This is a genomic window from Pseudomonas knackmussii B13, from assembly GCF_000689415.1.
GTDB classification, from domain to species: Bacteria; Pseudomonadota; Gammaproteobacteria; order Pseudomonadales; family Pseudomonadaceae; genus Pseudomonas; species Pseudomonas knackmussii.
Map to the genome: position 1 here is coordinate 1137293 of NZ_HG322950.1, position 21306 is coordinate 1158598.

General features: G+C 65.8%; 21 protein-coding genes and 3 pseudogenes. 16 read left to right on the plus strand and 8 right to left on the minus strand.

Features of this window, described 5'->3' with window-relative positions; all coding sequences use genetic code 11:
* Positions 1-91: 91 nt before the first annotated feature.
* The 6 genes from ffh to PKB_RS05415 all read left to right on the plus strand — a co-directional run bounded on the left by ffh (position 92) and on the right by PKB_RS05415 (position 4114).
* Positions 92-1468 (plus strand): signal recognition particle protein, encoded by a 1377-nt coding sequence (gene ffh, locus PKB_RS05390; protein ID WP_043249664.1) that lies wholly within the window; start codon positions 92-94, stop codon positions 1466-1468.
* Positions 1469-1611: 143 nt separating this feature from the next.
* Positions 1612-1860, plus strand: coding sequence for a 30S ribosomal protein S16 (rpsP, locus tag PKB_RS05395; protein ID WP_024766882.1), 249 nt, complete (start codon positions 1612-1614; stop codon positions 1858-1860).
* 5 nt (positions 1861-1865) lie between these two features.
* Complete coding sequence (rimM, locus tag PKB_RS05400) at positions 1866-2399, plus strand: ribosome maturation factor RimM (RefSeq protein WP_043249668.1); 534 nt, start codon at positions 1866-1868, stop codon at positions 2397-2399.
* 3 nt (positions 2400-2402) lie between these two features.
* Positions 2403-3146, plus strand: a complete 744-nt coding sequence (gene trmD, locus PKB_RS05405; protein ID WP_043249672.1) for a tRNA (guanosine(37)-N1)-methyltransferase TrmD — start codon at positions 2403-2405, stop codon at positions 3144-3146.
* Positions 3147-3190: 44 nt separating this feature from the next.
* Complete coding sequence (gene rplS / locus PKB_RS05410; protein WP_043249673.1) at positions 3191-3541, plus strand: 50S ribosomal protein L19; 351 nt, start codon at positions 3191-3193, stop codon at positions 3539-3541.
* A 156-nt stretch (positions 3542-3697) separates the two neighbouring features.
* On the plus strand, positions 3698-4114 hold the full coding sequence (locus tag PKB_RS05415) for an acyl-CoA thioesterase (RefSeq protein ID WP_043249675.1): 417 nt from the start codon (positions 3698-3700) through the stop codon (positions 4112-4114).
* An 11-nt stretch (positions 4115-4125) separates the two neighbouring features.
* Here the strand turns inward: PKB_RS05415 and PKB_RS05420 are convergent, their stop codons facing one another.
* Positions 4126-4806: a cyclic di-GMP-binding domain-containing protein, MshE-related gene (locus PKB_RS05420; RefSeq protein WP_043256955.1), complete on the minus strand. Its 681-nt coding sequence runs from the start codon at positions 4804-4806 to the stop codon at positions 4126-4128.
* Between the two features lie 169 nt (positions 4807-4975).
* A pseudogene (locus PKB_RS30490) lies at positions 4976-5329 on the minus strand (hypothetical protein); the annotation flags it as partial.
* Between the two features lie 55 nt (positions 5330-5384).
* Between PKB_RS30490 and xerD the strand changes: the two are divergent.
* From xerD to PKB_RS05450, 5 genes are all read left to right on the plus strand, one after another.
* The gene (gene xerD, locus PKB_RS05430) at positions 5385-6281 is read left to right on the plus strand and encodes a site-specific tyrosine recombinase XerD (RefSeq protein WP_043249683.1); all 897 of its coding nucleotides are present in this window, start codon (positions 5385-5387) and stop codon (positions 6279-6281) included.
* A gap of 206 nt (positions 6282-6487) precedes the next feature.
* A complete protein-coding gene (locus tag PKB_RS05435) occupies positions 6488-7216 on the plus strand; it encodes a thioredoxin fold domain-containing protein (protein WP_043249685.1) in 729 nt (242 codons plus the stop codon).
* Between the two features lie 185 nt (positions 7217-7401).
* The gene (locus PKB_RS05440) at positions 7402-8706 is read left to right on the plus strand and encodes a homoserine dehydrogenase (protein ID WP_043256957.1); all 1305 of its coding nucleotides are present in this window, start codon (positions 7402-7404) and stop codon (positions 8704-8706) included.
* 53 nt (positions 8707-8759) lie between these two features.
* Positions 8760-10169 carry a threonine synthase gene (gene thrC, locus PKB_RS05445; protein WP_043249687.1) on the plus strand — a complete coding sequence of 470 codons (1410 nt, stop codon included), beginning with the start codon at positions 8760-8762 and terminating at the stop codon, positions 10167-10169.
* Between the two features lie 135 nt (positions 10170-10304).
* On the plus strand, positions 10305-10583 hold the full coding sequence (locus PKB_RS05450) for a DUF3509 domain-containing protein (protein ID WP_043249689.1): 279 nt from the start codon (positions 10305-10307) through the stop codon (positions 10581-10583).
* Between the two features lie 63 nt (positions 10584-10646).
* Here PKB_RS05450 and PKB_RS05455 read toward each other — a convergent pair whose 3' ends face one another.
* Together PKB_RS05455 and PKB_RS05460 are read right to left on the minus strand one after the other, a co-directional pair.
* Positions 10647-10967, minus strand: coding sequence for a hypothetical protein (locus PKB_RS05455; RefSeq protein WP_043249695.1), 321 nt, complete (start codon positions 10965-10967; stop codon positions 10647-10649).
* Positions 10968-11171: 204 nt separating this feature from the next.
* Positions 11172-12390 (minus strand): annotated as a pseudogene (locus tag PKB_RS05460) (CaiB/BaiF CoA transferase family protein).
* Between the two features lie 215 nt (positions 12391-12605).
* Between PKB_RS05460 and PKB_RS05465 the strand changes: the two are divergent.
* The 5 genes from PKB_RS05465 to PKB_RS05485 all read left to right on the plus strand — a co-directional run bounded on the left by PKB_RS05465 (position 12606) and on the right by PKB_RS05485 (position 18484).
* A complete protein-coding gene (locus PKB_RS05465; RefSeq protein ID WP_043249698.1) occupies positions 12606-13772 on the plus strand; it encodes a GGDEF domain-containing protein in 1167 nt (388 codons plus the stop codon).
* 67 nt (positions 13773-13839) lie between these two features.
* On the plus strand, positions 13840-14379 hold the full coding sequence (locus tag PKB_RS05470) for a YaeQ family protein (protein WP_043249699.1): 540 nt from the start codon (positions 13840-13842) through the stop codon (positions 14377-14379).
* Positions 14380-14534: 155 nt separating this feature from the next.
* Positions 14535-16250 (plus strand): single-stranded-DNA-specific exonuclease RecJ, encoded by a 1716-nt coding sequence (recJ, locus tag PKB_RS05475; RefSeq protein WP_043249701.1) that lies wholly within the window; start codon positions 14535-14537, stop codon positions 16248-16250.
* A gap of 659 nt (positions 16251-16909) precedes the next feature.
* Positions 16910-18016, plus strand: a complete 1107-nt coding sequence (locus PKB_RS05480) for an NADH:flavin oxidoreductase/NADH oxidase (RefSeq protein WP_043249702.1) — start codon at positions 16910-16912, stop codon at positions 18014-18016.
* Between the two features lie 138 nt (positions 18017-18154).
* Complete coding sequence (locus tag PKB_RS05485; protein WP_043249704.1) at positions 18155-18484, plus strand: hypothetical protein; 330 nt, start codon at positions 18155-18157, stop codon at positions 18482-18484.
* A gap of 132 nt (positions 18485-18616) precedes the next feature.
* Here the strand turns inward: PKB_RS05485 and PKB_RS05490 are convergent, their stop codons facing one another.
* The 4 genes and pseudogenes from PKB_RS05490 to PKB_RS30495 form a co-directional block, all read right to left on the minus strand.
* Positions 18617-19183, minus strand: coding sequence for an Hpt domain-containing protein (locus PKB_RS05490; protein WP_043249707.1), 567 nt, complete (start codon positions 19181-19183; stop codon positions 18617-18619).
* The gene (locus PKB_RS05495) at positions 19167-19820 is read right to left on the minus strand and encodes a response regulator (RefSeq protein WP_043249710.1); all 654 of its coding nucleotides are present in this window, start codon (positions 19818-19820) and stop codon (positions 19167-19169) included. The genes PKB_RS05490 and PKB_RS05495 overlap by 17 nt, the downstream gene beginning before the upstream one ends.
* 253 nt (positions 19821-20073) lie before the next feature.
* A complete protein-coding gene (locus PKB_RS05500) occupies positions 20074-20940 on the minus strand; it encodes a cache domain-containing protein (RefSeq protein WP_236658399.1) in 867 nt (288 codons plus the stop codon).
* A pseudogene (locus tag PKB_RS30495) lies at positions 20941-21234 on the minus strand (methyl-accepting chemotaxis protein); the annotation flags it as partial. It lies immediately after the preceding gene.
* Positions 21235-21306: the final 72 nt, after the last annotated feature.

A 21306-nucleotide genomic window follows, 5' to 3' on the forward strand; every position in this document is an offset into this window, starting at 1 on the left:
CATCGGCGGTGTTCGCCGCCGCGGTCTTGGTTATAATCCCGCGCTTGCTGCAACGCCCACCCCGGCCGGCCAAGGCCCGATAGGAACGCGCATGTTCGAAAACCTTACAGATCGTCTCTCGCAAACGCTGCGCCAGGTCACCGGCAAGGCCAAGCTGACCGAGGACAACATCAAGGACACGCTCCGCGAAGTGCGGATGGCCCTGCTCGAGGCCGACGTGGCCCTGCCGGTGGTCAAGGACTTCGTGAACCGGATCAAGGAGCGCGCGGTCGGCACCGAGGTGTCCAAGAGCCTGACCCCGGGCCAGGCCTTCGTGAAGATCGTCCAGGCCGAACTGGTCGAGCTGATGGGCGCGGCCAACGAAGACCTCGCGCTCAATGCCGCACCGCCGGCGGTCATCCTGATGGCCGGCCTGCAGGGTGCCGGTAAGACCACCACCGCCGGCAAGCTGGCGCGCTTCCTCAAGGAGCGCAAGAAGAAGTCCGTGCTGGTGGTTTCCGCCGACGTCTATCGCCCGGCGGCGATCAAGCAGCTGGAAACCCTGGCCAACGACATCGAGGTGAGCTTCTTCCCCTCCGATACCAGCCAGAAGCCTGTAGCCATCGCCGAAGCGGCGATCCGCGAAGCCAAGCTGAAATTCATCGACGTGGTCATCGTCGATACCGCCGGTCGTCTGCACATCGACGCCGAGATGATGGACGAGATCAAGCAGGTCCACGCGGCGATCAAGCCGGTGGAAACCCTGTTCGTGGTCGACGCCATGACCGGTCAGGACGCCGCCAACACCGCCAAGGCCTTCAATGAAGCCCTGCCGCTGACCGGCGTGATCCTCACCAAGGTCGACGGCGACGCCCGTGGCGGTGCCGCGCTCTCGGTGCGCGCCATCACCGGCAAGCCGATCAAGTTCCTCGGCATGGGCGAGAAGACCGAAGCGCTCGATCCCTTCCACCCGGACCGCGTGGCCTCGCGCATCCTCGGCATGGGCGACGTGCTCAGCCTGATCGAGCAGGCCGAGCAGAACATGGATCGCGAGAAGGCCGAGAAGCTCGCGAAGAAGATCAAGAAGGGCAAGGGCTTCGATCTCGAAGACTTCCGCGACCAGCTGCAACAGATGAAGAACATGGGCGGCCTGGGCAGCCTGATGGACAAGCTGCCGATGCTCGGCGGCGTCAACCTGTCGCAGATGGGCAACGCGCAGAACGCGGCGGAGAAGCAGTTCAAGCAGATGGAGGCGATCATCAACTCCATGACCCCTGGCGAACGTCGCGATCCGGAAGTGATCAGCGGTTCGCGCAAGCGTCGTATTGCCCTGGGTTCCGGCACCCAGGTGCAGGACGTCGGCCGTCTCATCAAGCAGCACAAGCAGATGCAGAAGATGATGAAGAAGGTCACTGCCAAGGGCGGCATGGCGAAGATGATGCGCGGCATGGGGAGCATGTTCCCCGGCGGCGGCATGCCGAAGATGTGATCCCGCAGGCCCGCCCACCCGGCGGGCCGACGTGCTGCGGCTTGCGGCGCGGGGCTTTAGCTCATAGAATATGCGGCCTTTCGGGCTCTGTGCCCGGGGGCTGCATTTCTTTTTTGCAAGCAAACCATAGGAACAACGTACGCATGGTAACCATTCGTCTGGCTCGTGGCGGCTCCAAAAAGCGCCCGTTCTACCACCTGACCGTGACCAACAGCCGCAACGCTCGCGACGGCCGTTTCGTCGAGCGCGTCGGTTTCTTCAACCCTGTCGCCACTGGCGCCGAAGTTAAGCTGTCGGTCAACCAGGAGCGTCTGAACTACTGGCTGAGCCAAGGCGCTCAACCGTCTGAGCGTGTTGCTCAGCTGATCAAGGAAGCCGCCAAGGCTGCCTGAAGTCGATGAACACGATGCCTGCCGCCGAGGAAATGATCGTTCTCGGCAAGATAGTTTCCGTGCATGGCATTCGTGGTGAGGTGAAGGTGTATTCCTTTACCGACCCGTTGGACAACCTGCTGGATTACCGGCGCTGGACGCTCAAGCGTGGCACCGAGGTTCGACAGGCTGAGCTGGTCAGTGGCCGCGTTCAGGGCAATGTCCTGGTAGCGAAGCTGAAGGGACTGGACGATCGCGAAGTCGCCCGCACTTATGCGGATTTCGAGATCCTGGTACCGCGCAGCGAGCTCCCGGAGCTGGACGACGGCGAGTACTACTGGAGCCAGCTGGAAGGTCTCAAGGTGATCGATCTGAATGGGCAACTGTTCGGGATTCTCGACCATATGCTGGAGACCGGCGCCAACGATGTGATGGTGGTCAAGCCCTGCGCAGGCAGCCTGGACGACCGTGAACGCCTGTTGCCGTATACGGACCAGTGCGTGCAATCGGTAGACCTGGAAGCCGGTGAGATTCGGGTGGACTGGGACGCGGACTTCTAACCCATGTGGATAGGGGTAATCAGCATCTTTCCCGAGATGTTTCGCGCCATCAGCGACTACGGCATCACGAGTCGTGCGGTAAAGCAGGAGCTGATTCAGCTTCAATGCTTCAACCCACGGAGCAACACCGAGGATCGTCACCAGACGGTGGACGACCGGCCTTTTGGCGGTGGTCCCGGCATGGTGATGAAAATCAAGCCGCTCGAAGGCGCACTGGGCGATGCCCGGCAAGCCGCAGGCGGACCGGCGAAGGTGATCTACCTGTCGCCGCAAGGTCGCAAGTTGACGCAGGCGGCCGTGAAGGAACTGGCGAACGAAGAACGGTTGATTCTGATCGCCGGGCGTTACGAAGGCATCGACGAGCGCTTCATTGAAGAGCATGTCGATGAGGAATGGTCGATTGGAGACTACGTGTTGTCCGGGGGTGAGCTTCCGGCGATGGTACTGATTGACGCGGTCACGCGCTTGTTGCCCGGTGCATTGGGCCACGCGGATTCCGCAGAGGAGGATTCGTTCACCGACGGCCTGCTCGACTGTCCGCACTACACCCGACCTGAGGTGTACGCAGACAAACGTGTTCCTGAGGTGCTGCTCAGCGGCAACCACGAACACATCCGGCGATGGCGTTTGCAGCAGGCCCTAGGCAGGACCTGGGAACGACGCGCCGATCTTCTAGATTGCCGCTCGCTTTCTGGAGAAGAGAAGAAGCTGCTGGAGGAATACATCCGCCAGCGGGACGATAGTTAACGTATCGATGGCGAGCGCCGAGCGCTTGTCTTAGGAGCACTGACATGACCAACAAGATCATTCAGCAGATCGAAGCTGAACAGATGAACAAAGAGATTCCGGCGTTCGCCCCCGGCGACACCGTAATCGTGCAAGTGAAGGTGAAGGAAGGCGACCGTTCGCGTCTGCAGGCCTTCGAAGGCGTCGTGATCGGCAAGCGTAACCGCGGCCTGAACAGCGCTTTCACCGTTCGCAAAATCTCCAACGGCGTTGGCGTAGAGCGTACCTTCCAGACCTACAGCCCGCTGGTTGACAGCATCAGCGTCAAGCGTCGCGGCGACGTGCGCAAGGCCAAGCTGTACTACCTCCGCGACCTGTCCGGCAAGGCAGCTCGCATCAAGGAAAAACTGGCCTAATTCGCCGGTCGTTCCCGAAAAAAGCAGCCCACGGGCTGCTTTTTTCTTGCCTGCCATTCAGTGGCCGGCGTTCCCTCTACTGCCTCCCGGCAGCGCACAACAAGCACAACATCCGCAGCACCGGCAGCCACCCTCAATGCATCAGGTAGCAGTGGCATGAGCCCTCGTGATCAGGAAATTCTTCGCCGTACCCAGCTTTCGGAAACCCGCGTGACCAAGGCGGTGTTCCCCTTTACCACCAATCACCACGACACCCTGTTCGGCGGCACCGCGCTGGCCTGGATGGACGAGGTGTCCTTCATCGCCGCGACGCGTTTCTGCCGCCTGCCGCTGGTGACCGTGTCGACCGACCGCATCGACTTCAAGCACCCGATTCCCGCCGGCTCCATCGTCGAGCTGATCGGCCGGGTGGTGAAGGTCGGCAACACAAGCCTCAAGGTGGAAGTGGAGGTCTTCGTCGAGAGCATGTCCTCCGACGGCCGAGAAAAGGCCATCCACGGGCTGTTCAGCTTCGTCGCCATCGACGAGGCGAAACGCCCGGTGCCGGTATTGCCAGGGTTTGCCGCGGCCTGAGGCGCGCGGCGTCAGTGGTGCAGGCTGACGCGCAGCGAGGCGCCGGAGAGGTCGATGTTCTGCAGGCTCAGGTTGCCCATGCTCTGGCTCTGTGGAGCGCCGGCGACGCGGATGTTGTCGAAGTGCATCTCGCCGATGGAACTGGGCAGGCGCAGGTTGATCGAGCCGTCGGGACTGACGCTGCTGGCCATGTGGTCGGTGTCGTAGACCACGTCCTTCATCGAGGTTTCCGCCTGCAGGCTGTCCAGCACCGGCATCACCAGGCGCGCCAACTGCTTGACCGTGCCCACGCCATCGCCTTTCTCGGCGCTGACGAACAAGCCCTGCAAGGTCTCGTCGAAGCCCTGGGCGCTGACATCGCTCATTTCGCCGTCGCTCATCGGACGCAGGCCCTTGGGCGATTCCTGGCGGGTATAGCTCGCCGGGAGCTGCTGGCGCTGGATGTCCGCGCTCGCCATCTGGAAGGGCGCGAGCAGGGCCGCCACCAGGGTGGCGGCCAGGCGTAGGTTGTTTTGCTTTTTCAGCGCCCTGTTCAGTTGGCGTTCGCTGATCCAGCCCTGGCTCACCAGGGTTTCGCCCAGGCGCAGGCCGTTGCGCAATTGCAGCTGGACAGCCTGGTCCAGCTGGGCGGAGCTGATCAGCCCCTTGTTGATGAGGATCTGACCAAGGCGGGAGTTCTGGGTGTTGGGCATGGTGCGACCGCTGCTGGCAAAGTGAGTGATGGCGCAGTGCAATCATTGTCCGTCCATGGCCGTCTGTCACCCATCGAAGGATAGGCTGACGGACGAATCCTCAGGTCGTCCGGGATTCCTCCGACTGCCGGTCGCACTGGGTTCATTCATCATCTGGCGAATTTTCGATCAGGGCAATCAGCAACCAGCCGACGGTCGGTTTCGGCGGCTGCGTGGTGCTGGCCACGTGCATCCAGCCCGTCGGATCGCGGGCGAAGCGCAGGGTCAGGCTGCCCTCGAACAAGATCATCGCCACCGAAAGCGAGACCAGCGGAATCAGCAGCGGCCCGAACAGCTTCTGCGGGTCGAGCAGGCCCAGCAGTGGGCCCGCGAGAATCCCGGCTACGAGCAGGACGAGAATCGCCGGCATGCGCAGGCGCCAGGCCAGCCATTGGCAGAGCAGGGCCGTGCCGCCGATGGCAAGCAGGATGCTGTTTTCTTCCGGGCAGGGGTTCCTTGTTGCGGGGTGCGACTGGTTTCGAATCGATGGCCTGTGAAAGACTAGCCGCGCCTTTATCGCCGCAGAATCCTTCCTCGTCATGTCGCCGCTCCCGCATCCGCTCATTGACCGCTTCCTCGACGCCCTCTGGCTGGAGAAGGGGCTTTCCGACAACACCCGCGCGGCCTACGGCAGCGACCTGGCGCTGTTCAACGGCTGGCTCGACGAGCGCGGCGTGAAGCTGGAAGCGGCGGGACGCGACCTCATCCTCGACCACCTGGCCTGGCGCCTGGCCGAGGGCTACAAGGCGCGCTCCACCGCGCGCTTCTTGTCGGGCTTGCGCGGCTTCTACCGTTACTGCCTGCGCGAGGCGCTGATCGCCGAGGACCCGACCCTGCTGGTGGAGCTGCCGCAACTGGGCAAGCCGCTGCCCAAGTCGCTGTCGGAGGCGGATGTCGAGGCGCTGCTGGCGGCGCCGGAAACCGAGGACCCGCTCGGCCTGCGCGACCGCGCCATGCTCGAAGTGCTCTACGCCTGCGGGCTTCGGGTGAGCGAGTTGGTCGGGCTGACGCTCGAACAGTTGAACCTGCGCCAGGGCGTGGTGCGGGTGCTCGGCAAGGGCAGCAAGGAGCGCCTGGTGCCGCTGGGCGAGGAGGCGATCCTGTGGATCGAGCGCTACATGCGCAACGCTCGCGGGGACCTGCTCGGTGGAAGGCCGAGCGACGTGCTTTTCCCCAGCCTGCGTGGCGAACAGATGACCCGGCAGACCTTCTGGCACCGCATCAAGCACCACGCCAAGGTCGCCGGGATCGGCAAGTCGCTGTCGCCACACACCCTGCGCCACGCCTTCGCCACGCACCTGCTCAACCACGGCGCAGACCTGCGCGTGGTGCAGATGCTGCTCGGCCACAGCGACCTGTCGACCACGCAGATCTACACCCACATCGCCCGTGCGCGTCTGCAAGAGCTGCACGCGCAGCACCATCCGCGGGGGTAGGCCTTTACCGGGTCCCCGCGTTCGCGGGGAAGACGATTAAAGCGTTCTATCCCGCCGTCGTCCCTGCGAACGCGGGGATCCAGAAGCAGGCGCAAACCTTCTCCCAATCGACCAACGGTCCGTCCGGAAGCCTCGTGCTACAAGCTCGCGGTTCGGCCGGGTGCCACGCTGTGGTAGTCTTCGGGGTTCATCCACAGGAGTTTTCCATGCGTCTGTCCCGTATCCTGGCTGTCGCGGCACTGGGCCTCGCCAGCACCCTCGTACTGGCCGCCGAACCTGACCAGACGATCCGCAAGACCCTGCAATCGCTGCAGCCGGACCTGCCCATCGAAAGCATCAGCGCCAGCCCCATCCAGGGTCTTTCCGAAGTCCACCTGAAAGGCGGCCGCGTGCTCTACGCCAGCACCGACGGCCAGTTCGTCGTGCAAGGCAACATCTATCAGGTGAAGGACGGCGCAGCCACCAACCTCACCGAAGTCGCCGAAGCATCGGGCGTGGCCAAGACCATCAACGCCATCCCGGCCAGCGAGATGGTGGTGTTCCCGGCCCAGGGCCAGGCCAAGGCGCACATCACCGTGTTCACCGACACCACCTGCCCGTACTGCCAGAAACTGCACGCCGAAGTGCCGGAGCTGCAGAAGCGCGGCATCGAAGTGCGCTACCTGGCCTTCCCGCGCCAGGGGCCGAAGTCGGCCGGCGACCAGCAGCTGCAGGCGGTGTGGTGTTCGAAAGACCGCCAGGCGGCCATGACCGACATGTTCCACGGCAAGGAAATCAAGGCCGCGCAGTGCGCCAACCCGGTCGACAAGCAGTTCGAACTGGGCCAGATGGTCGGCGTGCAGGGCACCCCGGCGATCATCCTCGCCAACGGCCAGATGCTGCCGGGCTACCAGCCGGCCGGCGAACTCGCCAAGCTGGTGCTGGACGCCAAGTAATCCGGGCTTTGCGCTCGATTTGACTAATAGGGAACCGCTTCGTAATGTGCGGTTCCTTTAACCAAGAGGCCGGGCAGTCGCCCGGCCTTCGTTCGGCACTCCCCGACTCCGGCTCGCGCGCTTCATCGTGCGGGCCTGTTGCATTCGGGGAGCGCTCCGATGCCGCGATGATGGGGAGTTTCAGCGTGAAACCGGTGAAAGTGGGAATCTGTGGGTTGGGGACCGTCGGTGGCGGTACCTTCAATGTGCTCAAACGCAACGCCGAGGAGATTGCCCGCCGCGCCGGGCGCGGTATCGAGGTTGCGCAGATTGCCGCCCGTCGCCCCAATCCGAAGTGTGAAACCGGCAGCACCCCCATCACTGCCGACATCTTCGACGTGGCGAACAACCCGGAAATCGACGTGGTCATCGAGCTGATCGGTGGCTACACCCTGGCCCACGAGCTGGTGCTCAAGGCCATCGAGAACGGCAAGCACGTGGTCACCGCGAACAAGGCGCTGATCGCCGTGCACGGCAACGAGATCTTCGCCAAGGCCCGCGAGAAGGGCGTCATCGTCGCCTTCGAAGCCGCCGTGGCCGGTGGCATCCCGGTGATCAAGGCAATCCGCGAGGGCCTGGCTGCCAACCGCATCAACTGGCTGGCCGGCATCATCAACGGCACCGGCAACTTCATCCTCACCGAGATGCGTGAGAAAGGCCGCGCCTTCGCCGACGTGCTGAAGGAAGCCCAGGCCCTGGGCTACGCCGAAGCCGATCCGACCTTCGACGTCGAAGGCATCGATGCCGCGCACAAACTGACCATCCTGGCGTCCATCGCCTTCGGCATCCCGCTGCAGTTCGACAAGGCCTACACCGAAGGCATCACCCAGCTGACCACCGCCGACGTCAACTACGCCGAAGCGCTGGGCTACCGCATCAAGCACCTGGGCGTCGCGCGTCGCACCGACAAGGGCATCGAACTGCGCGTACACCCGACCCTGATCCCGGCCGACCGCCTGATCGCCAACGTGAACGGCGTGATGAACGCCGTCATGGTCAACGGCGATGCCGCTGGTTCGACGCTGTTCTACGGCGCCGGCGCCGGCATGGAGCCCACCGCTTCCTCGGTGGTCGCCGACCTGGTGGACGTGGTTCGCGCCATGACCGCCGACCCGGAGAACCGCGTGCCGCACCTGGCCTTCCAGCCGGACTCGCTCTCCGACCACCCGATCCTGCCGATCGAAGCCTGCGAAAGCGCCTACTACCTGCGCATCCAGGCCAAGGACCACCCGGGCGTACTGGCCCAGGTGGCGACCATCCTTTCCGAGCGCGGCATCAACATCGAATCGATCATGCAGATGGAAGTCGAAGAGCATGACGGTCTGGTGCCGATGATCCTGGTTACCCACCGCGTGCTCGAGTCCCGCATCATCGAAGCCATCACCGCGATGGAAGCGCTGGATGACGTGGTCGGCAATGTCGTACGCATCCGCGTCGAACAACTGAACTGAATCGAACGCGGCGCTGCCTGCGGGCGGCGCCGCCAACCCGAAGGTTTCACACCATGCGTTACATCAGTACCCGCGGCCAGGCCCCCGCGCTGAACTTCGAAGACGTGCTGCTGGCGGGCCTCGCCAGCGACGGCGGCCTCTACGTGCCGGAAAACCTGCCGCGCTTCACCGTCGAGGAGATCGCCTCCTGGGCCGGCCTGCCGTACCACGAGCTGGCCTTCCGCGTGATGCGCCCGTTCGTTGCCGGCAGCATCGCCGACGCCGACTTCAAGAAGATCCTCGAGGAAACCTACGGCGTCTTCGCGCATAACGCCGTGGCGCCGCTGCGCCAGCTGAACGGCAACGAGTGGGTGCTGGAGCTGTTCCACGGTCCGACCCTGGCCTTCAAGGACTTCGCCCTGCAGCTGCTCGGCCGCCTGCTCGACCACGTGCTGTCCAAGCGCGGCGAGCGCGTGGTGATCATGGGCGCCACCTCCGGCGACACCGGCTCGGCGGCCATCGAAGGCTGCAAGGCCTGCGAGAACGTCGACATCTTCATCATGCACCCGCACAACCGTGTGTCCGAGGTGCAGCGCCGGCAGATGACCACCATCCTCGGCGAAAACATCCACAACATCGCCATCGAAGGCAACTTCGACGACTGCCAGGAGATGGTCAAGGCCAGCTTCGCCGACCAGGACTTCCTGAAAGGCACCCGTCTGGTGGCGGTCAACTCGATCAACTGGGCGCGGATCATGGCCCAGATCGTCTACTACTTCCACGCCGCCATCCAGCTGGGCGCGCCGGCCCGTTCCGTGGCCTTCTCGGTGCCCACTGGCAACTTCGGCGATATCTTCGCCGGCTACCTGGCGCGCAACATGGGCCTGCCGGTCAGCCAGCTGATCGTCGCGACCAACCGCAACGACATCCTGCACCGCTTCATGTCCGGCAACCGCTACGACAAGGACACCCTGCACGCGTCGCTGTCGCCGTCGATGGACATCATGGTGTCGTCCAACTTCGAGCGCCTGCTGTTCGACCTGCACGGCCGCGACGGCAAGGCGATCGCCGAGCTGATGGACACCTTCAAGGCCACCGGCAAGCTGTCCGTCGAGGACGACCGCTGGACCGAAGCCCGTCGCCTGTTCGACTCCCTGGCGGTGAACGACGAGCAGACCTGCGAAACCATCGCCGAGGTCTACGCCGAGTGTGGCGAACTGCTCGACCCGCACACTGCCATCGGTGTGCGCGCCGCGCGTGAATGCCGTCGCAGCCTGGCCATCCCGATGGTCACCCTGGGTACCGCGCATCCGGTCAAGTTCCCGGAAGCCGTGGAAAAGGCTGGCATCGAAGCCGTTCCGGCGCTGCCGGCGCACCTGGCCGACCTGTTCCAGCGCGAAGAGCGTTGCACCGTGCTGCCGAACGAACTGGCCAAGGTCCAGGCCTTCGTCAGCGCCCACGGCAATCGCGGCAAACCGCTCTAAGCCGTAGCTATGAAGAAGCCCGCCCAATGGCGGGCTTTTTCGTTTCCAGGCAGCAAGTTGTTGAGGAAGTTGAACTTTCCTAACGCAATGGTGGTCATTTCCCCTGTGCCTTTGCCGTTCTGACAGGAGAAACCCATGGATCGACTGAACGCGCTGCTTGCAGCCCTTTTCAGCCAATACGCCCGGGAACTCGGGCCGGCCCGACCCGATGGCGGCCGGGTGTTGAGCCTGAGCAACGATGCCGGCGAGGTCGTTCTGCGACGCGTCCTGACCGGTGAACAACTGGCCAACGACGACCGCTGCCAGGAAGCCCTGGAAACCATCGCCCGCGACATGGCAGTGCAGGAAGGACGCATCTGCGAGGATGTCATCCAAGCCTTCCGCCTGCGCGCGGCCCAGGTGCTCAGCTACTGAGGCTCCCAGCAGCACAAACGAAAACGCCGCCCCACTGGGCGGCGTTTTCGTTTGGCGCGTGAGCTACAGCCGGCCGCACTGCGCCAGGCGTGCACGAATGGCACCGGTGGTGCGACCGTGGGCGCGGGCGATGGCGGTAACGGCGTCGCCGGCGTCGTAGCGCTGCAATAGCGCCTGCTCTTCTTCCTCGTCCCACGGTTTGCCCGCCTGCACCGCTGCTGGCTTGTCCTTGTGCTTCTCCAGCAGGCGGATGGCGTGGAAGAGTGCGCGGATCACCTCCGGCGCCTGGCAGGCATCGCCGGTTGGCAGTGGCAGGCCGTTGCGCGGATCGGTGCCGTTGGCCAACTGGCGCAACAGGTCGAGGTTTTGCGAGTGGGTATCCATGGCGTTGTTCCTCGGCGAGGCGCCCGGGATGGGCGCCGTGAGGATCAGGTAGCGGGTTTTCCGAGCGGAGTCTGCCGGCCAGGTCGGCAGACCCTGTAGGAGCGGACCTTGTCCGCGAATTGCCCTGGCGCCGACTGCTCTTGTAGGAGCGGGCCTTGCCCGCGAATCGCGGACAAGGTCCGCTCCTACGAAGAGCCGGACTCGTCAGACCGCGCCGTCGCGGCGCAGCGCGGCGATCTGCGCAGCGTCGTAGCCCAGTTCGGCCAGTACTGCGTCGGTGTGTTCGCCCAGCTTCGGCCCGATCCATTCGGTGGAGCCCGGCGTCTCCGATAGCTTGGGCACGATGCCGGGCATCTTGAACGGCTTGCCGTCGGGCAGCTTCGCCGAGAGGAACATCTCGCGGGCGAGGAATTGCGGGTCGGCGAACATGTCCTCGGCGGAGTAGATACGGCTGGCCGGCACCTCGGCGGCATTCAGCACCTTCAACACGTTCTCCAGCGACTCCGAGCGCGCCCAGCGGTCGATTACCCCGTAGAGCTCGTCGCGCCGCGAATCACGCCCGGCGTTGTCGGCCAGCTGCGGATCCTCGGCGAGGTCCTGGCGGCCGATGGCCTGCATGAAGCGGCGGAAGATGGCGTCGCCGTTGGCGGCGATCTGCACGTGCTTGCCGTCGGCCGTGGTGTGCACCGAGGAGGGCGTGATGCCGGGCATGATGTTGCCGGTGCGCTCGCGGATGAAGCCGAACACGTCGAACTCCGGGACCATCGACTCCATCATGGCGAACACCGCTTCGTAGAGCGCCACGTCCACCACCTGGCCCTGGCCGCCGTTGACCTCGCGATGACGCAGCGCCATCAGCGCGCCTATCACGCCCCAGAGCGCGGCGATGGAGTCGCCGATGGAGATGCCGGTGCGCACCGGCGGGCGGTCCTCGAAACCGGTGATGTAGCGCAGGCCGCCCATGGACTCGCCGACCGCGCCGAAGCCCGGCTGGTCCTTGTAGGGGCCGCTCTGGCCGAAACCGGACAGGCGCACCATCACCAGCTTCGGGTTCAGCGCGTGGAGCACGTCCCAGCCCAGGCCGAGCTTTTCCAGCACGCCGGGGCGGAAGTTCTCGATCAGGATGTCCGCCTCGGCCAGCAGTTTCTTCAGCACCTCGCGGCCGGATTCGTGCTTGAGGTTGAGGGTCAGCGAGCGCTTGTTGCGCGCCTGCACGAACCACCACAGCGAGGTGCCTTCGTAGAGCTTGCGCCACTTGCGCAACGGGTCGCCGCCGTCGGGCGATTCGATCTTGACGACTTCGGCGCCGAACTCCGCGCAAAGGCGCGAGGCGAAGGGGCCGGCGATCAGGGTGCCGAGCTCCACGACCTTGAGTCCGGCGAGTGGCTTCTGGATGGCGTTCATCGGGATGTCCATTGGTCAGGCAGTGGCGCGACTCTAGCGCGAGCCAGGCGGGTCGGGTAGCCCGGCCGTTTGGCTGCAAAGGCATTTCCGCAACCCCGGTCTGGCGCGTAGAGTAAGAACATTCCTTCCGTATTTTCCGACCGTCCGGCCCGGTATCGCGTCCATGTCCGCTTTCGCTTCCGCCCTGCCTGCAGGCTGCCCGTCGCTCTCGTTGCGGCATGGGGAGGAGGGCGCATGCAACTGAGCGTACCGACGCTGCTCCTCGCCGAGCTGTTCGTCCTCATCCTGGTCGGCGCGCTCATGCTGGTCGCCTGGCGTGGTGGCCGTCGCGAGCCGACCCTGGGCTACCTCGGCGCGGTGCAGCTGATCGGCGCCCTGGCCACGCTGATCATCAGCCTGCGCGCCTTCGAGCTGGTAACCCCGGCGGTGGTGCTCGGCAATACGCTCATGATGCTGTCCTACGGGCTGCTCTGGACCGGCATGCGCCGCTTCGCCGGGCGCGAGGCGTCAGTGCTCGGCATCTGCGCCGGCGCCGGCCTCTGGCTGCTGGCCTGCCTCTGGCCGGGCTTCATGGCCTCGCTGCCGCTGCGGGTGAAGTTCTATTCGCTGCTGGCCGTCATCTACTGCCTGCTGGCGGCCAGCGAGCTGTGGCGCAGCCAGCGTGCTCTTGAAGTCACGCTGTGGCCATCGCTTGGCCTGCTGCTGTTCAACGCCTGCTTCTACTTCGTCCGGCTGCTGTTCGATCCGGGTTTGCCGAGCGAAGCGAGCACCGGTATTGAGGCCACCTTCTTCGCGGTGCTGGTGTTCGAGACCTTGCTGGTCAGCGTCGGCATGGCCTTTACCACCCTGACCATGGTTCGCGACCGCGCCGAGCTGAAGCTGCGCGTCGCCGCGCTGAGCGATCCGTTGACCGGCATTGGCAACCGCCGGGCCTTCATGGAACAGGGCGAGCGCCTGTTGCGCCTGTGCGCCGAGCGCGAAGAGCCGGTGGCCCTGCTGGTTTGCGACCTGGACAACTTCAAGCGGCTCAACGACTCCTTCGGCCATCCCGCCGGCGACCGCGCGCTGCTCGAATTCAGCCGCATCACCGCCTCGCGCATGCGCCGCCAGGACGTGTTCGGCCGTATCGGCGGCGAGGAGTTCGCCTGCCTGCTGGCCGAGGCCGGCACAGAGGCCGCCTGTCAGGTGGCCGAGCGTATTCGCCGCGAGTTCGCCGAACTGCCGTTCATCGGCGAGGGGGTGCTCAGCGTGAGCATAGGCGTGGTCACCAGCGAGCATGGCGGCTACCGGCTTGCGCACCTGCTCGCATTGGCCGACCAGGCGCTCTACCGGGCCAAGGCCAAGGGCCGCAACCGCATCGAATTGTCGGCGCCCGGGCCGGAATCCGAGGGACGTGTCTGACGCGAGTTGGCAGCGATGTCAGCGCAATCGGAGTAGACTTGCCGCCTTCGCATCGCCGGGATAGACCATGGCCCTCTCCGCCACCCCCTACAAAGCCGACATCAGCCTCACCGACCTCGATCGCGGGGTCTACGAGACGCTGCGCTTCACCGTCGCGCGCCACCCCTCGGAAACCGAGGAGCGCCTGGCCGTCCGCCTGCTGGGCTACGTGATCTGGTACAACGAGCGGCTGTCCTTCGGCCGTGGTCTGTCGGACGTGGAAGAACCGTCGCTGTGGGAAAAGAGCCTGGACGACCGCATCCTGCACTGGATCGAAGTCGGCCAGCCGGACAGCGACCGCCTGGTCTGGTGCTCGCGCCGCTGCGAGAAGCTCTCGCTGCTGGCCTACGGCAACCTGCGCGTGTGGACCACCAAGGTCCTCGATGGCGTGCGCCACCTGAAGAACCTCAACGTCGCCGCCGTGCCCCAGGAGCCGCTGGAGGCCCTGGCCAAGGACCTGCCGCGCTCGATCAACTGGACCGTGATGATCAGCGAGGGGACGATCTTCGTCACCGACGAGAACGGCCAGCATGAATTGCAGCTGGAATGGCTGATGGGCGAGCGCTGATTCGCGCTGGCTGCGCGTCGGCCCGGCTGCGTTGAGAACAGGCCCGGGCTTGCTCATTTACAGCTGTAAACTCCGCGCCCATGCCTGTTCTCGCCTTGCCGTGCTCTAGCTCGCAAGGCGCGAAGACTGGTCAAAAAGAATCGATTGGACCCCCGATGCGCATCGACCCCCGCCCGCTCCCCGCAACCCTGCCCGACCTCGGCAACCTGCCGCCCCTGCTGACCCGCCTGTACGCCGCCCGTGGCGTGAAGTCCGCCGACGAGCTGGACAAGGGCCTGGCGCGGCTGATCCCGTACAAGCTGCTCAAGGGCGTGGACGCGGCGGTGGAGCTGCTGGTCGAGGCGCTGGAGAAGCGCCAGCGCATCCTCTACGTCGGCGACTTCGATGCCGACGGCGCCACCGCCAGCAGCGTCGGCGTGCTGGCCCTGCGCATGCTCGGTGCGGCCTGGGTCGATTACCTGGTGCCGAATCGCTTCGAATACGGCTACGGCCTGACCCCGGAAATCGTCGCCGTGGCGCTTGAAAAGCGTCCGGACCTGCTGGTGACCGTGGACAACGGCATCTCCAGCATCGAGGGCGTCGCCGCGGCCAAGGCCGCCGGACTGCGCGTGCTGGTCACCGACCACCACCTGCCTGGCCACGAACTGCCGGCCGCCGACGCCATCGTCAACCCCAACCAGCCGGGCTGCGAATTCCCCAGCAAGGCCATGGCCGGGGTCGGCGTGATCTTCTACGTGATGCTTGCCCTGCGCGCCCGCCTGCGCGAGCTGGACTGGTTCGCCCGCAGCGGTACACCCGAGCCGAACCTCGCCGAACTGCTCGACCTGGTGGCCCTGGGCAGCGTCGCCGACGTGGTGCCGCTGGACGCCAACAACCGCATCCTGGTGCACCAGGGCCTGGCGCGGATTCGCGCCGGTCGGGCCCGGCCGGGCCTGCGCGCACTGCTCGAAGTGGCCGGCCGCGACGCCCGGCGCATCACCTCCACCGACCTCGGCTTCATCCTCGGCCCACGCCTGAACGCGGCCGGGCGCCTGGACGACATGTCGCTGGGCATCGAATGCCTGCTCTGCGAGGACGAGGCCGTCGCCCGCGACATGGCGGTGCAACTCGACCAGCTCAACCAGGACCGCAAGGCCATCGAGCAGGGCATGCAGCGCGAGGCGCTGGCCCAGCTCAAGGAACTGCCGGAAGAGGAAATGCCCTTCGGCCTGTGCCTGTTCGACCCGGACTGGCACCAGGGTGTGATCGGCATCCTCGCCTCGCGCCTGAAGGAGCGTTACCACCGCCCGACCATCGCCTTCGCCGACGCCGGCGATGGCCTGCTCAAGGGCTCGGCCCGCTCGGTGAATGGCCTGCACATCCGCGACGCGCTGGACGCGGTGGCAGCGCGGCATCCCGGCCTGATCAGCAAGTTCGGCGGCCACGCCATGGCGGCCGGCCTGTCGCTGCCGCAGGAAAACTTCGGCGCCTTCGCCGCGGCCTTCGACGCCGAGGTGCGCCGCCAGCTCGACGAGGACGACCTCACCGGGCGCATCCTCTCCGACGGCCAACTCGGCCTGCCGGAATTCCACCTGGAACTGGCCCGCGCCCTGCGCCAGGCCGGCCCCTGGGGCCAGCACTTCCCCGAGCCGCTGTTCCACGGGGTGTTCCAGATCGTCCAGCAGCGCATCGTCGGCGAGCGCCACCTGAAACTGGTGCTCAAGACCGAATGCGGCTCGCTGCAACTTGACGGCATCGCCTTCAACGTCGACCGCGAGGTCTGGCCGAACCCGACCGTGCGCTGGGCGGAGATGGCCTACAAGCTGGACGTCAACGAATACCGCGGCAACGAAAGCGTGCAGCTGATGGTGGTGCACCTGGCGCCGCGCTGAGGGCGGCGGACTCCCGCTCCTACGCGCTCTCGTCTTCCCCGAGAACGCACGGCTCCGTCCAGTAGGGCGTATAACCGTTCGCGGTTATGCGCCGCAGCCTCGCGCGAAATCGGCGGATAACCCCTTTGGGGTTATTCGCCCTACCAGAGCTGCCCCGCGGCTCTGGATCTTGCTCTTAGGGCTTCGAGAAAAACATCCGCACGCGCCGAACGCCCCTTTCAGAAGGCCGAGCGAAACCCCCGTAGAGGAGGTCGGGCGACATGGATGTCGCACAAGCCCCGACTTGTACAGGGACGTATTTTCGGGGCGGACCTCTGGTGCGGGGGAGTTCGTGAGGGTAGCCCGGCTTCATCGGGCCCGTATGACGGGGCAAGCGCTTTGGTTACTTTTTGCGGGGGTGGCCTTCCACCGTTTGAGAAAGTGACTCGCCCGAGGGGGCGAAACAAAAAACTCTCCGAACACGCCGAAGCGGCGCAGAAACACGAAGTCTTTGGGTCCCCGCGTTCGCGGGGATGACGTGAAGTGGAAACACGGTGCAATGCCGTTCGCGGATAAGATCCGCTCCTACAACGCCGTCCGCTTTTTCTCCCAGCTGAACGAAACGTCCGACTACAGTTGAAGTGTCGATCATTCGTTGAAAGAACCGAGGGAGTGTAGCCATGAGCCAGCTGTTCGAGCCCCTGACCCTGCGCCAATTGACCCTGCCCAACCGCATCGGCGTTTCCCCCATGTGCCAGTACTCCGCCGAGGACGGCCTGGCCAACGATTGGCACCTTGTACACCTTGGGAGCCGTGCCGTGGGTGGCGCTGGGTTGGTCCTGGTCGAGGCCACCGCCGTAGTGCCGGAAGGGCGCATCACCGATCGAGACCTGGGCCTGTGGAAGGATGAACAGGTCGAGCCGTTGCGGCGGATCACCCGTTTCATCGAGTCGCAGGGCGCGGTGGCCGGCGTCCAGCTGGCTCACGCCGGGCGCAAGGCCAGTACTTATGCGCCCTGGCTGGCCAAGCCCGGCAGCGTGCCGGTGAGCGAGGGCGGTTGGGTGCCGGTGGCGCCTTCGGCCATTGCCTTCGATCCCAAGCACACCACGCCCACACCGCTGACCGAAGAGCAGATGGCCGGCGTGGTGCAGGCCTTCGTGCGCTCCGCCGAGCGGGCCCTGGCCGCCGGTTTCAAGGTGGTCGAGGTGCATGCCGCGCACGGCTATCTGCTGCATCAGTTCCTTTCGCCGCTGTCGAACCAGCGCCGAGACCAGTACGGCGGCTGCTTCGAGAACCGCATCCGCTTCCTGCTCGAAGTGACCCAGGCGGTACGCGAGGTCTGGCCGGCGGAACTGCCGCTGCTGGTGCGCCTGTCGGCCACCGACTGGGTGGAGGACGGCTGGAACCCGGACGAAACCGTCGAGCTGGCGCGACGCCTGAAGGCGCTGGGTGTCGACCTGATCGACGTGTCTTCCGGCGGCACTGCGGTGAACGCCGAGATCCCGGTGGGCCCCGGCTACCAGACCCAGTTCGCCGAGCGCGTGCGCAAGGAAGCGGAGATCGCCAGCAGCACCGTCGGCATGATCACCGAGCCGGTGCAGGCCGAGCACATCCTGCGCACTGGCCAGGCCGACCTGATCCTGCTGGCGCGCGAGCTGCTGCGCGAGCCCTACTGGCCGCTGAATGCCGCCGATGAGCTGGGCGGCCAGCAGGTGCCCTGGCCGGCGCAGTACCTGCGCGCGGCCCATCGCGGCACGCCGGCGCGCAAACCCTTCGGCGAGTCCTGAGAAGGGGCAGGGGGCCGTTCGTCGGACGGCCCCCTGCGAATCCCCTGTCGGAAACTGTGAGGGGCGTCACGTAATGCCATTTTGCTGCTATCCTCCCCGGCGTCGCGTCAGGATGACGCACTAGACCCTAGGAAGAGCATGGACGCCCGCACCCCACCCTCCGCCATGCCGGAGTCGGAGATCGCCCTCCTGGCGAACATCCTGGCCCTGGCGACCCGCAACATGTCCGCCATCAGCACCTTGCTCGGCCAGCTTTCCCTGGAACTCGGCCGCAGCACCGATCCGCATCTGCAGCAGGTCGGCCAGCGCGCGGTGAACGACATCGGCCACCTGGCCGCCGACCTCGATACCCAGTGGCAGCTGATCGGCAGCCTGGCGCGCTTCTGCCCGCTGCTCAAGCGCACCGGCGTGAAGCCGCAGCCGGTGCTCACGGAAATCCACATCACCGAACTGCCCAGCCACGACTGATCCCGTTCGGGAGCCGCCGCACCGGCCTGCGTGGGGGACACGGATGCACACGCTGGCCGGTGCGACGGAGGCGGCAGTCTGCCGCAGGGGCGTTGGAGCGCCCATTGGACGCGTCTGGAAATCGCCCGGCGCCTAGATCGGATCGGCCAGGCGGCGTTCGACGTCTTCGAGCAGCGCACCCAGGCAGGCCCGCAGTCGCTCCAGTTGCTCGCCGATGCCGGCCGGATTGCACTCCAGCGCCTGCTCCACGTCCTGGCAGGCGCGCAGCAACCCCGGGGCATCTATGGTGCAGGCGAGCCCGCTGAGCCGGTGCAGCGCCTGCTGCAGGGGTTCGTGCCATTGAGCCGCCGACTGCAGGCGCTGGCGCTCCTCGATGAGGTTGTGGCGCAGCGCGCCCAGCAGCTGCGCGAGCCAATGCGGGTCGGCATTCAGGCCGCTCAGGTGGTCCAGGTCGAAACCGGCCTCGTACATGAGGGACTTGCGCCGGGCTGTCTCGCACTCTGGTCGTCTACGGCGCCAGATCAGCGCGAGGGCCGAGATGACCAGCGCAGCGTCGGACAGCGGCTGCCAGGGAAACTCCGGGAGCAGGGTGTTCGGCACATGCGCCAGGGTGAACAGCGCGCCGGCGCTCAGTGGCAGCAACACCGCAAGGCTGCCGGCCGGCAACTCGCAGGCGACGCGCTCAGCACGCGGGCGCATGGGCCAGTCCACTTTCCTGGAGATAGAGGTAGAGCGCGGCGTTGGTGTCCAGCCCGAGCTTGCGCATGGCGCTGCACTTCTGCGAGCTGATGGTCTGTTTGCTGCGGTTCAGGCGTCCGGCGATCTCGCCCACGGTCAGGCCGCCGCCATACAGGCGCAGCACCTCCACTTCGCGCGGCGAGAGCGTGGTGCAGACCGGCGTCTCGCCGGTCTGGTCGGCGACACGCCGCAATTGCTGTTCGAAGCTGTGCGAGAGGAAGGGTTTGCGCTCGCTGTTGAGGATGGCCCGGGGCAGGTCGGTGAGCAGGCCGCGCTTGCTCACCAGGCCGCGCAGGCCCAGGTCGAGCAGGGCGCGCACCAGCGCCGGGTGATCGAGCATGGTCACCACTATGACCGGCAGCTGCGGGTAGTGCCGGCGGACGCGCTGGATCATCTGCAGGCCGTCGGCCTGCTGCGCGCCGGCGAGCATGAGGTCGGTGATCAGCAGGTCGCAGGCATGGGTCTTGAGCAGCGCTTGCAGGCCATCGGCGTCCTGCGCCTGGCCAACGATGGTCAGGCGCGGGTCGGCTTCCAGCAGGCAGCGCATGCCGATGAGGGTGATGGGGTGGTCGTCGACGAGAATGATTCGAGTGGGCATCGGTGCAACGCAGGCAAGGTGAATGAAAGGTCTGACACTTGAGGTGTCTTTTGCCGGCGTAATGTCCACGAAACGTCAGAAGGAAATGTTCCCATGATGCGTAGGACTTTTCCCGTATCTGCCAGGCGCGGCCGCTTTTGCGCAGGGGCGGGCGAGGGCTGGCGCGGGTGACTGCGGAGTCACGGGAGGAGGAACGGAGGCAGGAGGGCGCCTGATCGCCGCCGCGCTTTGCACGGCAGCGACCAGGGCTGGATCAGGCGCCGGCTTGCGCCAGTTCGAAGCTCAGGCGCAGCGCCCAGGGCAGGTCGCAGTCGCCGACGCGGATCGGTTGCAGCATGTCGACGTGGCTGCCTTTCTGCTGTTGCCAGGCGCGGCCCTGGGCGATGGCCGCGAAGGCTTCGGCCGGAAGGTCGTTGGCCTTTCCGCCCAGGCGTGCGGCCTCGGGATGGCTGACCCAGGTGCCGGCGTTGGACAGCAGCTGGTAGTGGCCGTTGCCCATGGGCGTGAGCGGCGCCAGGCTTTCCTGCAGTTGCTGCAGGGTGTAGTCGGCGCCGAGGATGCCGAGGAAACGGCCATTGGCGTACATCGGCGTCATGAACGAGGTCATCAGCACCGTGGAGCCGCCGACGGCGTATTCGTAGGGTTCCATGAACACGTCGCGGCCCTTGTCGCGCGGCACCTGGTACCAGTCGCCGGAGCCGTCGGCGCGGTCGTAGCCGACCAGGCATTCGCGCTGCGGCAGGCCGCTGCCGCGGTGCCAGTAGGCCATCAGCCGGCCGGTGGCGTCATGCCCGCTGGCGCCGGCGAACTCGGCGTCGCGGCCGTCCAGGGCATTGGGCTCGCAACCGCAGGCGAAGGCCAGCAGGTCGGGGTTACGGCTCAGGTATTCCTGCATCACCGCGTCCACCTGCTCGCGTTGCGGGCCGAGGTTGCGGCTCTTCATGCCGACGATGAAGTTCTTCAGGCCGTAGAGCGCCGTGGCCATGTTCGAGAAGCGCGCCTCCAGGCGCTGCGCCTCGCTGGAGAGCAGCACCTGCGCGGTATCCAGCAGGCTGGAGTGTTCGGCGCGCTCGACGTCGGAGAGGGCCTTGGCGCTCTCGCTGCGGATCGAGGCGACCACGTTGCCGATGTCGGCGGTGGCGTTGGCCGATTGCGTGGCCAGGCGGCGCACCTCGTCGGCGACCACGGCGAAGCCGCGCCCGCTCTCGCCGGCGCGGGCGGCCTCGATGGCGGCGTTGAGCGCCACCAGGTTGGTGTTCTTGGCGATCTGCTTGATCACCTCGGAAACCTTGCTGATCTCGGTCCAGCGCAGGTTGAGGTCGGCGATCAGCAGCTTGACCTGGTCGATGGTCGAGCGGGTTTCATCGGTGGCTGCCGGCTTGGCCGCAGCGGGGCGTACGAGGGTGCTCTGCATGATGGGTTACTGCGTTGGCTGTCGATGGGCGTCTGTGGCGGCAGGCGAGGAAATCACGCTGTTATGAATGTG

Coding starts and splice junctions, on each gene's coding strand:
- rplS (WP_043249673.1), top strand. CDS start 3,191: ATGACCAACAAGATCATTCAGCAGATCGAAGCTGAACAGATGAACAAA.
- trmD (WP_043249672.1), top strand. CDS start 2,403: ATGTGGATAGGGGTAATCAGCATCTTTCCCGAGATGTTTCGCGCCATC.
- PKB_RS05485 (WP_043249704.1), top strand. CDS start 18,155: ATGGACGCCCGCACCCCACCCTCCGCCATGCCGGAGTCGGAGATCGCC.
- PKB_RS05450 (WP_043249689.1), top strand. CDS start 10,305: ATGGATCGACTGAACGCGCTGCTTGCAGCCCTTTTCAGCCAATACGCC.
- PKB_RS05415 (WP_043249675.1), top strand. CDS start 3,698: ATGAGCCCTCGTGATCAGGAAATTCTTCGCCGTACCCAGCTTTCGGAA.
- recJ (WP_043249701.1), top strand. CDS start 14,535: ATGCGCATCGACCCCCGCCCGCTCCCCGCAACCCTGCCCGACCTCGGC.
- PKB_RS05470 (WP_043249699.1), top strand. CDS start 13,840: ATGGCCCTCTCCGCCACCCCCTACAAAGCCGACATCAGCCTCACCGAC.
- PKB_RS05465 (WP_043249698.1), top strand. CDS start 12,606: ATGCAACTGAGCGTACCGACGCTGCTCCTCGCCGAGCTGTTCGTCCTC.
- thrC (WP_043249687.1), top strand. CDS start 8,760: ATGCGTTACATCAGTACCCGCGGCCAGGCCCCCGCGCTGAACTTCGAA.
- PKB_RS05455 (WP_043249695.1), bottom strand. CDS start 10,967: ATGGATACCCACTCGCAAAACCTCGACCTGTTGCGCCAGTTGGCCAAC.
- PKB_RS05480 (WP_043249702.1), top strand. CDS start 16,910: ATGAGCCAGCTGTTCGAGCCCCTGACCCTGCGCCAATTGACCCTGCCC.
- PKB_RS05490 (WP_043249707.1), bottom strand. CDS start 19,183: ATGCGCCCGCGTGCTGAGCGCGTCGCCTGCGAGTTGCCGGCCGGCAGC.
- PKB_RS05420 (WP_043256955.1), bottom strand. CDS start 4,806: ATGCCCAACACCCAGAACTCCCGCCTTGGTCAGATCCTCATCAACAAG.
- rimM (WP_043249668.1), top strand. CDS start 1,866: ATGAACACGATGCCTGCCGCCGAGGAAATGATCGTTCTCGGCAAGATA.
- PKB_RS05495 (WP_043249710.1), bottom strand. CDS start 19,820: ATGCCCACTCGAATCATTCTCGTCGACGACCACCCCATCACCCTCATC.
- xerD (WP_043249683.1), top strand. CDS start 5,385: ATGTCGCCGCTCCCGCATCCGCTCATTGACCGCTTCCTCGACGCCCTC.
- PKB_RS05435 (WP_043249685.1), top strand. CDS start 6,488: ATGCGTCTGTCCCGTATCCTGGCTGTCGCGGCACTGGGCCTCGCCAGC.
- rpsP (WP_024766882.1), top strand. CDS start 1,612: ATGGTAACCATTCGTCTGGCTCGTGGCGGCTCCAAAAAGCGCCCGTTC.
- ffh (WP_043249664.1), top strand. CDS start 92: ATGTTCGAAAACCTTACAGATCGTCTCTCGCAAACGCTGCGCCAGGTC.